General features: G+C 35.9%; 10 protein-coding genes. 5 read left to right on the top strand and 5 right to left on the bottom strand.

The genetic code is table 11. The features are described from left to right. Window positions 1-4 precede the first annotated feature (4 nt). From KDN24_RS06805 to KDN24_RS06790, 4 genes are all read right to left on the bottom strand, one after another. A complete protein-coding gene (locus tag KDN24_RS06805; RefSeq protein ID WP_409972065.1) occupies window positions 5-1,255 on the bottom strand; it encodes an ATP-binding protein in 1,251 nt (416 codons plus the stop codon). A 300-nt stretch (window positions 1,256-1,555) separates the two neighbouring features. Beyond that, window positions 1,556-4,453: a tetratricopeptide repeat protein gene (locus KDN24_RS06800; protein WP_409972066.1), complete on the bottom strand. Its 2,898-nt coding sequence runs from the start codon at window positions 4,451-4,453 to the stop codon at window positions 1,556-1,558. A 12-nt stretch (window positions 4,454-4,465) separates the two neighbouring features. After that, on the bottom strand, window positions 4,466-5,023 hold the full coding sequence (locus KDN24_RS06795) for a hypothetical protein (RefSeq protein ID WP_409972067.1): 558 nt from the start codon (window positions 5,021-5,023) through the stop codon (window positions 4,466-4,468). Window positions 5,024-5,210: 187 nt separating this feature from the next. Beyond that, window positions 5,211-7,439 (bottom strand): DEAD/DEAH box helicase, encoded by a 2,229-nt coding sequence (locus KDN24_RS06790; RefSeq protein WP_491348358.1) that lies wholly within the window; start codon window positions 7,437-7,439, stop codon window positions 5,211-5,213. Between the two features lie 214 nt (window positions 7,440-7,653). Between KDN24_RS06790 and KDN24_RS06785 the strand changes: the two genes are divergently transcribed. After that, the gene (locus KDN24_RS06785) at window positions 7,654-7,818 is read left to right on the top strand and encodes a hypothetical protein (protein ID WP_409972069.1); all 165 of its coding nucleotides are present in this window, start codon (window positions 7,654-7,656) and stop codon (window positions 7,816-7,818) included. Window positions 7,819-7,874: 56 nt separating this feature from the next. Here the strand turns inward: KDN24_RS06785 and KDN24_RS06780 are convergent, their stop codons facing one another. Beyond that, window positions 7,875-9,413, bottom strand: coding sequence for a bifunctional metallophosphatase/5'-nucleotidase (locus tag KDN24_RS06780; RefSeq protein ID WP_409972070.1), 1,539 nt, complete (start codon window positions 9,411-9,413; stop codon window positions 7,875-7,877). A 121-nt stretch (window positions 9,414-9,534) separates the two neighbouring features. Between KDN24_RS06780 and KDN24_RS06775 the strand changes: the two genes are divergently transcribed. The 4 genes from KDN24_RS06775 (at window position 9,535) to phnE (KDN24_RS06760) (ending at window position 13,048) form a co-directional block, all read left to right on the top strand. Next, the gene (locus KDN24_RS06775) at window positions 9,535-10,593 is read left to right on the top strand and encodes a phosphate/phosphite/phosphonate ABC transporter substrate-binding protein (protein ID WP_409972071.1); all 1,059 of its coding nucleotides are present in this window, start codon (window positions 9,535-9,537) and stop codon (window positions 10,591-10,593) included. A gap of 68 nt (window positions 10,594-10,661) precedes the next feature. Continuing rightward, window positions 10,662-11,423, top strand: a complete 762-nt coding sequence (gene phnC / locus KDN24_RS06770; protein ID WP_409972072.1) for a phosphonate ABC transporter ATP-binding protein — start codon at window positions 10,662-10,664, stop codon at window positions 11,421-11,423. 2 nt (window positions 11,424-11,425) lie between these two features. After that, a complete protein-coding gene (gene phnE / locus KDN24_RS06765) occupies window positions 11,426-12,229 on the top strand; it encodes a phosphonate ABC transporter, permease protein PhnE (RefSeq protein WP_409972204.1) in 804 nt (267 codons plus the stop codon). 12 nt (window positions 12,230-12,241) lie between these two features. Continuing rightward, window positions 12,242-13,048, top strand: coding sequence for a phosphonate ABC transporter, permease protein PhnE (gene phnE, locus KDN24_RS06760; RefSeq protein ID WP_409972073.1), 807 nt, complete (start codon window positions 12,242-12,244; stop codon window positions 13,046-13,048). The last annotated feature ends 26 nt before the right edge of the window (window positions 13,049-13,074 follow it).

Below are 13,074 nucleotides of genomic sequence, written 5' to 3'. Positions count from 1 at the left end.
TTCATCAACTAGGATTTTTCACGACCGGAATAGTAATATTAAACGTCGTTCCCTTCCCTTTTTCACTCTCTACATGGATTTTTCCATTTAATTTACTGATTGTACTGTAAACCATCAGCATTCCAAGACCTGTACCTTCCTTCTTGGTAGAATAATAGGGTCTTCCTAATTGCGTAACCTCTTCTCTTGACATTCCAATGCCGGTATCTCTAATTTTGATGTTAATTATTTTTTTATTCGCAGACACCGTGATATCTAGGGTCCCGCCTGTTTCTTTCATTGCTTCAATGGCATTTTTAAATAAATTTATTAGACATTGTTGAATTTGATTTTTATCATATTTCAACATCGATGTGTTATGAAAATTTAAGTGAATATGAACATGATACATATTGGCATATGGTGTCAAAATATTTACTACATATTCTGTCTCATCTTTAAGATTTGAAAAAACCATGTTTTCACATTGGGGTTTAGAAAATGCTAAGAAGTCGCTCACAATTCCTTCAGCCCGCTTTAATTCAATTAATGAATACTCAACATACTTCTTCTCCTCTTGTGTGATCGTCTGTGATTGACGTAAAAGCTGTAAAAATCCATTTGTTACAGTAAGGGGATTTCTAATTTCATGTGCAACACTTGCAGTTAAATCGCTCACCACATCAAATCTTTCCGATTGAAATAATAAGTCTCGGGTATGTCGATTTGCAATAATTTGCTCGAGCAAAATCATAATAACAGCCATTACAAAGGCATGTGTAGCTAAAGTATTGTAGGCCATCTCCCAATATTCCTTATTTAAATTTGGCAAAAAGGCTATAAGCGTTAAAAGGTAGAAGATCATCGTCGAGAATGAAACAATGACCGCAAACAGAATTCGCTTCTTCGAAGTTTGCTTCATAAACCATTTATTTAATAAAGGAACCAACATAAATATGATAGTTGAGAAAGCTAAGGATTGATAAAATCCTTGGCCGCCAATAAAAAACCGCCAACCATTTAATACGATATAAAGTACAAATGTGTATTTATATCCTCCGTATAGTGCAAAAAGTAAAAAAGGAATATAGCGTAAGTCAACAATATAACCAATCTCCAATTTAATCGGGAATTCCATACAAAGGATCATAGAAATGGACGATAAAAGTAAAATCATATATTTATTATAATGGTAAAATCTGTTTTCAAAATATAGCAAAAAAATCAATACTGGTAAAAGTAAGAAAAGGAAGTTTATGAGAAATGATTCAAGCAAAGTGAAGCTCCTTTCAATATTTCAGCCAACCGAAACTCATCTATATTTTAACCATCTTTCTAATACAGAAACTAAATATAATTTTTTATGGTCACTTTTTGTTCACATTCCAATTATAAACTAAAGTGTCTAAAAGATATTGGAGGTATTTTAATGAAAACAACTATTACAAAAGACAAATTATTTAGCTAGAAATGCAAGGATGGAGCTTCCTTAAAAGAAAGACACTTTTCAATAAAAAGTTATCAGCTTCACTAAGATAACTTTTTTAAGAAAAGTGCCATTTATTACTTATACAAGTTAAAGTGATAAATAATAGTTATATAAATCCTTCTCCTCTAGCGATTTTTTCAAAGCGGCCTCAGCTTCTTTCAATTTATTGACCGCATGATCCCATTCCTCTTTCGTAAAGCCAGTATTTAGCAATACTAAAAACTCATCAATTGCTTCACCATATGTTTCTCTATGGTTGTCTATAACTTCTGTGTGATCGATCGTACTGTAATCGGCCTTTTTCAATTTACTTGATAAATTCTCAAATGCCTCTATTATGTTATCTTTATTTAATCCATTAATTATATTTTCTCCATTATTAGTTCTCGTTAGATTCGATTCAATTTTGTTGACGACACATTTCAATTGTTGTTCATAAGCATGAAAATCATATAGAGTTTCTCCAATTTGCGGGTAAAGGGAAAAATGATACTCTTTTGTCGGGAAATTAGTATTTTCAGTTTCAATTCCTTCACAATAATTCGTAATATATATCGTGTATTCTTCTGGTACATTCTCTTTATATCGTGTTTGTTTGTCTTTTAATTCAGCTTCTGCTTCAGCAGCCCTTTCAGCCTGCACCCGCTTATCTTCAAGCTTATTCATATACGTATTAATAGACAATGCGATAAGTGCAATAATAGCGACAGGTGCTACAAAATATTTTAAAATTTTCTTATATTTTTTCCGATTAATTTCTTGTACTTTTATGATCGCTTCCTGATGACCTAACTCCGCTGCTTCATTATATAGTCTATTTGCTCTTTTTATATTTTTCTCAGTACCAATAGCTTGTTCATACATTTTCGCTAATTCAAATTTTGCTTCTTTGTTGCCTTTCTCCGCGGAGATGTTAAGCCAGTACTTGGCTTTCGTAGGATTAACTTGTGTACCATATCCCTCTAAATAAAATAGACCGAGTATCCATTGTAAATTAGGATCGTCATACTTCATTTCTTCAATATATTTCTGATACAATTGAAACTCAACCTGTGGATTTTTAGATATACGCCTTGAGCCATACATGTGAATTAGCACGTCAATTGCATGTAAGTGATCCGACTTTGCAGCTAAGCTCAACCAATAATAGGCTTGTTCATCATCAACATCAACACCCATTCCCTTGTAATAATGAAGGCCTGTATTATATTGTTGATCAACATTGCCATTTTTTGCTTCCATTAAACTAAAACGAAAATCTACATATTCCTTTTTATAATGAAAGAATTCATCCTGTCCCTCTTCTGTATCTTCTATCTCACCTAAATTTGTTTTTTCTAATAACTCGTAAAATGAATATAAATTTAAAATGCTATACTTCTTTTCCGGTTCTTTAAATGATACGACATTCTTTTTCAAATCTGGTACAGCTGAATTCGTATTTGGCTGACGCTTTAAAAACATCGTAAATTGATTAATATAACGATTAAAATAGGTGTTTAACACATATGTATACGATTTTCGCCCATCTGTAACTCGTGTTAATAAATCAGATTCAACTTGAATACCCAGTGTTTTCACAAAGTCCTCGTAACTCTGTATCATTGTTAAAGTATCACCAAGGATTACTTCTTCATTTGAGCGATAAACACGTTTATACTGATCCACTGATAAAAAGTTTTTAACATATGTATGTAAATGACTTAACGTACTACCTCGATATGCACTCGCTTTATCAGTACTATTATTCGCTAAATATTCCGTACTTAAAATATAACGTACAATGTGCTCATTTATATTTGGGACCAAAATACCAGCCACTGAATCTACATCGCTTGTTCCGACATAAAGACCTTGAAAGAACTTGCTATAGTGGAAATGAATACTATCATGACTCACATCGTCAATTTGTTCAATTTGTTTTATTAAAACAATGTAACGAATAAGATTCGCCTCATAACCCCTAATGTGTTTTCCACTACGTTGTTCACTAAACTGTCTATCTTCATTTGCAAATTGAACAAGCTGCATACTCAGTGAATCAGCTAATTGGAAGTTATTTGATTCTAGCCCTGATTTTATTTTCATCACACAGTCAGTAAAATAACGATTGCTAGAAGATTCGTAATGAGCCGGTTTGCGAACTTTAATTTGTTTATTCAATGGATCCATTCCGATTACTTCAAATTGAATAACATTCGCATCATCTTTCAGCCGACTATAAAGCCCGTAATATGTATGGCTAAAGAAATAAACTAACTTTCTGCTTATTCGTGCAAATATCGCACGAAGCGTTGAATCAACATCAATTAATCGAGCTAATAATTGATGTGAAGCACGTACTATCGCATTATCATTCGATTGTATCGAACGCAGCGCTGTTCTCGTTGCAATACCTGCAAGTGGTCCTGCAAGTACAGAACTTAAAATACCCGCTCCGAAAATAAACAGATCATCGCCGTTGTTATTAGAAGTTTTTAATACATTAATCATATTTTTATATGCATCACAATAGTGCTGAATAGGCTCTAGCATTAGCTGCCTATCTTCCATTAACTCTTTCTCTAACTGACTAAAAATAGACGGTGATATCCGATATCGATCAGCAATTTTACCTAAGCCATTGCTCGTTAACCGGTAGAAGGTATCCCTATATGTCTCTTCAATACTAGCAAAATAACGTTTATCAAAAGTATTGTCTATTACATTTACTATTCGATTCGGCGCAATATGTTGCATCGCCTCTTTAAATATATGTTTACTTTCATTATTATTTGAAAGATGTTGAATCGCAGTAAAATAATTCGATATATTTTCGCCGTACGTTTCCCAAGGTTTCTCTAATATATGATATAAATTTTCTACATCAAACTGTACAATTAACTCTAAATCTTCTAGTAAACTTCTTTCCATTTCAGCAGTTTCATATGTTAGATCAAATAGATGTTCGAATAAAAAATCATCAAATAATGGTTTTGATTGCAATTTAGACACCTCTTACAATAAATCTAGAAAATCTAACGCATCATTTGTTAAAAAATCGAGATGGTCAATTTGTATATCAGCTAAATCTCCCATTGTATGATTCGTTAGATAGTCGGAAAATGAATCGATATTTGGCGAAGGTGTCCATTGAATATGATCATAAGCACTCTGACTTTGCCCTATCTGTTGAAAAGATGAATTAAACATATCATATCCTCCAAATGCATTCCCAAAAGCAGAAATTTGCTCTCCCGATAATGTGAATTCACTAAATCCACCATTGCCATTATTCGAAACAAACGACAAAGCATTCCCAGAAAAATCTTGTAATACAGTAAAATCAAATACTTCATTTGTTGAAGAGATAAAATTCATATGTTCATTGTATAAAGCAAAATCATTATGACCAGCTAAATTTTCAATAATAAATCCTTGCGTATTCCCACTTGCATCCAATACAATCATTTGATCATCTATCCAAGGGAAAATCGATAGCTGCTCATTATTTGGCATAGTTTGCATCAACGTTATTAATTTCTCTTGCGGATATAACGTACTTATTAAATCCATAAATAACACCTCTAAATTATTTTTTCATCTCTAGTCTCATTATTATAGTCACATCATCATATATCTATCAAATACATATGACTTTTCACCTAATAAATATAGTAAAAAAGGCAACGCCTAGTATGGGGTTGCCTTTCAAAAAATATTCGTTATTCTCTCCACATATGCGATTGTGCAAACAGATTACCTAAATCTGTTTTAATAAGTAATCACACACTTTACTCGAACGAAGCCTAGCTGCTACATAAGGGGGCTGGACTCCTCTAGCGCCTTCGAGCGGAAGTCCTAACCACAAAACTTTCTCGTCAAGGATCACAAACGGAAATGGAAAACTTTCACCTACCCAGACATCGCAATCATTCCACTGTTGATTCGACATAACGGTTAATTTCACTCGTTTTCTTCTATTAATTAACTGCTTTGTCCATTCTTCGGAAACGATGGTTCCCTCTGGCAAGGAGATGGTAATTGATGACTTTGCAGCACTTAAGTCTTGAAAAACAGCTTCCAGTTTTCGCGCATGCATCCATCTTACTTTCGGGTGTTGGTTTTGAATCCATGAACCAATTTCTTTTGTTGTGACTGTTTGTTTGTTTCGGACATGATGATCAACAAGTTGACTCAGCGTTTTTCCTTGATAAATGTGCTTTTCGATAAAATTTCTATTGCTGACGTGAAGAAATTTCCCTTTCGTTCTCGTAATGGCTACATTAATCAAGCGTTCACTATCTTTGCCGGTTAGTAGCATACCAGCCCGATCTTGCGGGGCACTATCAACCGTATCAAAGATCATTACATCTCGTTCACTCCCCTGGAATCGGTGGACAGTCGCCGCAATAATATCCGCTTGGCTCCGCTCTTTCTCATATATCTCTTCAAGAAGCAGCTCCATAAGATTAGCCTGGGCACGATATGGTGTCACATACCCGATCGATTTCGCTCCACTTAAGGTTGTTTCATGAATCAATTGAAAAGACAGCAATAGCTGCCATAAATTAAATCTTGAATTAGTTGCTTTATCATTTACACAATGTAAGCCCGTGAAACTCGTATCCAAAAGCATAGCTGCATGCTCTTTAAAAGGAGAAAGGCAAGTAATCTTATTTCTGCTTTTATAGACACTTTCGTGATCGCCAACAAGTGAATGATAAATATACCGATTCGTAAAAGCGGAAATATTAGGATGCATCCTTCGTTGTTCTTTTAATAAAAAAAGCTGAGGATGAAGCTTCTTTTCACTCAACCATTCCACCACTCCAGCCTTATGGAACACATCCTCTTTCAGCCATTTCGCCACAAGCGAATCCCGGCTTGCGGCAATCGGAGGCAATTGCTTGAAGTCACCACAAATAATGACTCGCCTACCTAACGCTGCGGCAAAGGCTGCCTGTGGTACATAGGCCATGCTTGCTTCATCGAGGATGACGAGGTCATAATTTTGTTCATAAATAGCACTGTCACTAGCCGCTTTTGCTAGCGTCGTGCCGACAATGAACGCATCCTTTACGATTTGAATTTCTTTTTTCCGAACCTTTTCCAGCAATCTGGCGATTTTTGTTTCGAGTTCCAGCAGATGATCCGAATCGCGTTTACTGAAAGAACGGGTCAAGTCCTGCTTCAAGTTGCGCCTTTCTTCAATTAATCTCTCTCTATCCTTGGCAAGGAGCGGGTCCTGCTTTTCAATCATTAGATTCGTCGTAATTTCATGATGGGCTGATAAAGTTTCTCCGATGTTTCCACCGTAGCGAAGCACATCACCTTCTCGAAACCTTTTTTTCTTTTTTATAAAATCAGTCAGTTCCCCCATCAATACATCAACTGCTTGATTGCTATGCGATAAAATCAACACTTTTTTCTTCTGAAAATATTTATTAGCCGCTGTTCTGGCCAAGGTGTATGTTTTGCCGGTACCTGGGGGCCCCCAGACAAATGTAGCAGGATTGTATTTAGACCGCAAAATCAATTCATGGACATGGCTCTTAATCTTTTCCTTAGGATGTTTCATTTCCATGGAAGGATTCATCAACCTCTGCACTCTCAACCGCTTCTGTTTGCTCTTCTTGATTTCATCCAGTCGTTCGATTAATTGTTCAAGCAATTCCCAAGGGTCATGCAGCACATATGCAGCTGGAATGAGGTCACCTAGGTTTTGCTCTAATAAAAGAATGATTCCCCTGCCCTCAGAGGAAAGTACCTTTCCACTACTTTTCATTGTTCCCCATTCTAATTTTATCGAGGAACCTACTGGTATCTTTAATGAGATAGCTGTATCAAAATAGTAGCTATATGAGCTATCGTTTGATAAAAGCCTCCCATTTATGACAGAATAGCGGCTCCCACCAAACTTTTTTAGATGATTAATCTCCTTTTGCAGTGCTTGCTGCCATTCCTTCATATATATTTTCGTTGTTGTCATTTCCTTCCCCTTGTCATTGCTACTTATAAGATTGTTTCAAGTTTCGACCTAGTAAAGATAATAGTGATTATAATGAATATCGATATATTATACCTTAAAATGGTTGCCCAGTAAGGTGATCCTCTTCCATTTAGTAAAGGTGCAAATCTTCGGAATAGCTCAGGCGAATTTGTAAATAATATAAATGTTAATACTTAAATTGAGGAGGACTTGTATGCAACAGGATCAACAAGCTAAAGGGAATTTAGGATCTGGTTCTACTATGAAATCAGGATTTGCTGGAACAGATGCACAAAAAGTAAAACGAGAAATTAATAAAGATGTAAGTGAAGGACAAGGTGCGATGACTTCCAGAGAAGCGGGAGCAATGCGGGATTAAAAACAAAAAATGAGTATCATTCAAAAATGAATCATACTCATTTTTAACGTTTTACTTTAATATAAGATTTTCATATTATTCATTGGCTTCGCCTGCACAATCCCATGGTTAATGAGATAATCGGCTATTAACTCTGTCATATCTGTTTGAATATCTTTTACTACTGGACAGTCCTTGAAATAATCAAAATTTCCTGCTCCTGTGGCTCGATAATTATTCATGACAACCTCATATGTTTCCTCTAGCTGGATAGCTTCCCCATTGAAAAGCACCTCAGCTACACGCTTTCCTTCCGGTTCACGTAAATCAATTGTGTAATCAATCCCGCTCCATAAATCATAATTAAAGGGCTGAGCTTTAGGCGTTTGAAAAGCTTTGGATACTACTGGTTTCCCATCTTCCAGTTTAAAATACGTTGCGGATTGCTCAAGTGCTTCGATAATATATTGACCCTTTACTTCTAATACCTTTAACGTATTCGGATAAATATAATTCGTTACGATATCCCGCATTGTAACTTTTTGATTAAAACCACGGCAACTATCACTAAAAATGGCCATGCATGATATAGAAGTACCTGCCACTTCATTTTGAATGCGGTTAATAAAGTCAACATATGAATGACCATTTAATCTCGCCATAAAAGGACTATCAATGAGCATATCTCCTTCTATTTCCCCAATACTTTGGTCAAGCCAGTTTTCCGTTTCATTATGAATCGGTGCGATTAAATCTCTTATCGTATCATTTAATGGAATGTTATCCATATAAATAAGGGAGGGTTCGGATTTTTCTAATTGGCCGTTATCATTTATGGTCAGTTCAATTTTGCCTAGGCAAACCCCTTTAGTGCCAGGCTGCACAATGGCCTTTCCGAATAGATGCTGGGCAATCTCACGATGTTGATGCCCTGTGATCACTGCGTTCACCCCTTCAATTTCTTTACATATTCGATAACCGACATTTTCCAGGGAATTTTCAAGCTTTTCTCCAGTTGTTAAATCAGACTCAAATCCACCATGATAGGCAATAATCATTACATCTATTTGATGATTGGTATGTAACCATGCAACTTCTCTTTGTGCGGCTTCAAAGGCATCTTCAAAAATAAGTCCTTGTATCCGATCAGCCTCTTCCCAAATTGGGACAAACTGTGTTGTTACGCCTACAATTGCAATGTTGACCCCATCTATTTCCTTTATGATATATGGTTGAGTGAAATAGGTTCCATCCTCCCATTTTATGTTAGCCGCGAGCCAAGGATGATCGGACTCCTCCACTACTCTATTTAATACAGGTAATCCGAAGTTAAATTCGTGATTTCCAAATACCGCTACATCGTATTTCATAGCATTTGCTAAACGGATGACCGAATTATTCGTTCCACTTTTAAAACTTTGTTCATAGTAAGTTAATGGACTTCCTTGAATAAAATCGCCATTTTCAATTAATAGAACATGATTCCATTTTCTTTCTTCCTCAATTGCTGTTGCCATTTTGCCTAGTCCTAATGGCAAGTCAACATCACCTGAAAAATCTGTTGGCATGATATATCCATGGACATCACTAGTAACTAAAACGGAAATTTTTTTCATGATACACCTCAATATTTTACTATTTTTGTATTAAAAAAATATAAAAATCGAATATTTATTTTCCAATTCTAACAGAATTAATTTATACTAGTCTAGTATGCAAATTTTTAGGAGGTAAGTCATGAAAAAAATATTCACTGCAATGCTTGTACTTTTACTAAGCATTTCTCTTGTTGCATGTAATTCAGATAAAAATAAATCTGATAGCAATAGCAGTAACGATGCGAGCGGAAAGAAACTAGACAAAATTTCAATTGCATTCGTTCCATCTCGTGATCCAGACGAAATTATTACAGCAACAGAGCCACTGAAAGATTTATTAAAAACAGAATTAAAAGATTTAGGTTATGATGTTGGCGAAGTCGACATCACAGTAGGAACAAACTATGAAGCTGTTGGGGAAGCATTATCTGCAGGTACAACAGATATTGGTTTAATTCCAGGTGGTACTTATGTGCTGTATGATGATGGTGCAGAAGTGATTTTAACAGCTACTCGTGCTGGACTAAGCAATGATTCTGAAAATCCAGCAGATTGGAATAAGAATAAGCCTACAGAAAAATCTGATAAACAAGCAAACTCTTATCGCGCATTACTAATTGCTGGTCCATCTGAAAAAGGTAGAGCTCTTGCAGAAAAAGTAAATAACGGTGAAGAACTTACTTTCGAAGATTTAGATAATGTTAACTGGAATGTTATGTCTACTTCTTCTCCAGCTGGTTATATTTATCCAGCATTATGGTTAGATGAAAACTATGGAAAAACGATTACAGATTTGTCTAAAGTGGTTCAAGCTGATTCATATGGAAGTGCATTTGCACGTCTAGCTCAAGGTCAAACAGACGTATTAGTAACTTATGCTGATGCTCGTATTGACTTTGCTGATAAGTGGACTTCTGAATTCGGACGTTCTGCTACTACGATCTGGGATGATACAGATGTCATTGGTGTAATGCCTGCTATTTACAACGATACAATTAGTGTTAGCAAAAACTCTGACATTATGGATGATGGCTTAAAAGAAGCTTTACAAAAAGCATTCATTAATATTGGTAACTCAGAAAAAGGGAAAGAGGTTATCGCGATCTATAGTCACGATGGCTATCAAATCGCAAAAGACTCTGACTACGATAATGAACGTAAAGCTCAAAAACTCGTTCAAGAACTAAGTTCTAACTAAATACAATGAAATAAAGGAGGGAACATTTTATGTGTTCCCTCTTTTTAAGCAAAGGTAGGGATTTCTGCGTGATAAAATTCCAAGATGTACACAAAAAATATGACAATGGATATGTCGCATTAAAGGATATTAATTTAACCATTGAACAAGGGGAATATGTTGCCGTCATCGGTCTATCTGGAGCAGGGAAATCTACGCTTCTCCGCTGCATCAATCGGATGCACGATATTTCAACAGGTTCTCTAATGGTTAATGATGTTGAAGTTTCAACACTGAAGGGGAAAGAAATTCGCAAGCTTCGCCGAGGAATCGGGATGATCTTCCAATCATTTAACCTCGTAAATCGTATTTCCTCATTAAAAAATGTCCTTGTCTCATTTGTTCCAGATATGCCTATTTGGCGAAAGGTACTAGGCTTATATACAAAACAGGAAAAAGTTGAAGCATTAGAAGCGCTTGACCGAATGAATATTTTGGATAAAGCCTTTACCCGCGTCGATCAGCTTTCCGGCGGTCAGCAGCAAAGAGTGGCGCTAGCTCGTACCCTTGCTCAAAAGCCCAGCATCATCTTAGCTGATGAACCTGTTGCGTCACTTGACCCGATAACAGCGAAACAAGTAATGACAGACTTTCAAAGAATAAATGAAGAATTGAATATGACGATTATCATCAATATTCACCACGTAGATTTAGCATTGGAGTATGCAACACGTGTAGTTGGAATTCGCAGTGGCGAAATTGTATATGATGGTCCAGCAAGTGAAGTTTCAGAAGAAATTCTAGAGCACATATACAATGGGAAGCTTGAAGAGGAGCTGAGTGGTCATTGAACATGTTAAAAGCTAAATCAGTTACGTTACCAAACGGAAAAACCGTTACTTTTAAACGTTCAAAGGCTCCATGGATTATTATCATCTTGATCATTTGCTTCTATTATTCCGTTCAGATCACAAATTTTGACATGCAGGTTTTAGCAAAAAGAATTGGGAATTTTTGGTTTATTATCGACGAAATGATTCCGCCAAACTGGAACTATCTTAATAAACTTTGGCAGCCTCTCTTTGACACAATAAAAATGTCTTTGCTAGGTTCTATTTTAGGAGCCATTTTTGCATTACCTCTCGCCTATTTGGCTTCTTCCAATATGATTAAAAGTAAGACGGTAGTTGCAGTAAGCAAATTTATTTTGAGCTTATTACGCACATTGCCTACCTTAGTTGCAGCATTAATCGCTACTTTCATTTTTGGAATTGGGACAATGGCGGGGACTGTTGCGATTTTTATTTTTACAGTTGCTTATGTCGGAAAGCTTTTATATGAGGCAATTGAAAATGCTGATTTAAAAGCGTTTGAAGCGATGCACTCGATGGGACACTCAGGCATTTCCGCATTTCGCTATGCGATTATGCCGCAAATTCTGCCTAACTATCTCTCAAATGCCATCTTTTGTTTCGAGGGAAATGTACGCTATGCTGCCATTTTAGGATATGTTGGAGCTGGTGGTATCGGTCTAATGCTCAATGAGAGCCTTGGCTGGCGTAATTACGCCAATGTTGGGATGATTTTACTCTTGCTTGTAGTCACAGTATTTATTATCGAAAACATTAGCGAATATTTCAGAAAGAAATTAATGTAGGGGGTGATCACAATGAATTCAATCGAGAAACAACTTTTAAATGAACCTAAGCGTATTTTGCAAAATGTGATCACCGCTGTTATATTATTCATCTTTATCATGTGGTCTTTAACCGCAGTTGATTTGTCCAATTTTAGTAATAACGGCTTAGAAATTGCCAAAAACATTTTACTTGGGATCGTAACACCAAATACAGATCTGCTATTTACATTTGGGACAAAGGGTGTTCCCTATTTATTAGTGGAGACTATGGCCATTGCCTTTTTAGGAACGATTGTAGGGGCCATCCTAGCCGTCCCTCTTGCATTCTTATCAGCATCTAACATTGTCCCAAAACCAATTGCTTTTATCGTTCGTTTATTCTTAATTTTTGTCCGAACAATTCCAGCAATTGTATACGGTTTAATGTTTATCCGTGTTACTGGTCCTGGACCGTTTGCCGGTGTTTTAACAATGGCTTTAACATCGATTGGCATGCTTTCCAAGCTTTTTGTTGATATTATTGAGGATTTAGAAGTGAACATCTTAGAATCACTTGAATCCATTGGCTGTACTACTTTTGAAAAAATCCGTTATGGGATTATCCCGCAATTATCAGCCATGTTTATGTCAGTTGTAATTTACCGTTATGATATGAATTTACGTGATGCCGCTATCCTTGGATTAGTTGGTGCAGGCGGTATCGGGGCTCCATTGATTTTTGCTATGAATGGTTATAAATGGTCTGAGGTTGGTTCTATTTTAATTGGACTAATGATATTAATCTTAATTGTTGAATTTATCTCAAATAAAGTACGTAATAAACTCGTTAGAGGTTAGAAATGTGTTTATAATCGCATTTGAAA

This window comes from Cytobacillus sp. Bva_UNVM-123 (genome assembly GCF_046351715.2).
Taxonomy (GTDB): domain Bacteria; phylum Bacillota; class Bacilli; order Bacillales; family Cytobacillaceae; genus Cytobacillus.
This window is presented reverse-complemented; position numbering and strand designations above follow the sequence as displayed.

What these genes read in the sequence shown, in the direction of transcription:
- KDN24_RS06795 (WP_409972067.1), bottom strand. Translation starts at nt 5,023, where the DNA reads ATGGATTTAATAAGTACGTTATATCCGCAAGAGAAATTAATAACGTTG.
- KDN24_RS06790 (WP_491348358.1), bottom strand. Translation starts at nt 7,439, where the DNA reads ATGACAACAACGAAAATATATATGAAGGAATGGCAGCAAGCACTGCAA.
- KDN24_RS06785 (WP_409972069.1), top strand. Translation starts at nt 7,654, where the DNA reads ATGCAACAGGATCAACAAGCTAAAGGGAATTTAGGATCTGGTTCTACT.
- KDN24_RS06780 (WP_409972070.1), bottom strand. Translation starts at nt 9,413, where the DNA reads ATGAAAAAAATTTCCGTTTTAGTTACTAGTGATGTCCATGGATATATC.
- KDN24_RS06775 (WP_409972071.1), top strand. Translation starts at nt 9,535, where the DNA reads ATGAAAAAAATATTCACTGCAATGCTTGTACTTTTACTAAGCATTTCT.
- phnE (WP_409972204.1), top strand. Translation starts at nt 11,426, where the DNA reads ATGTTAAAAGCTAAATCAGTTACGTTACCAAACGGAAAAACCGTTACT.
- phnE (WP_409972073.1), top strand. Translation starts at nt 12,242, where the DNA reads ATGAATTCAATCGAGAAACAACTTTTAAATGAACCTAAGCGTATTTTG.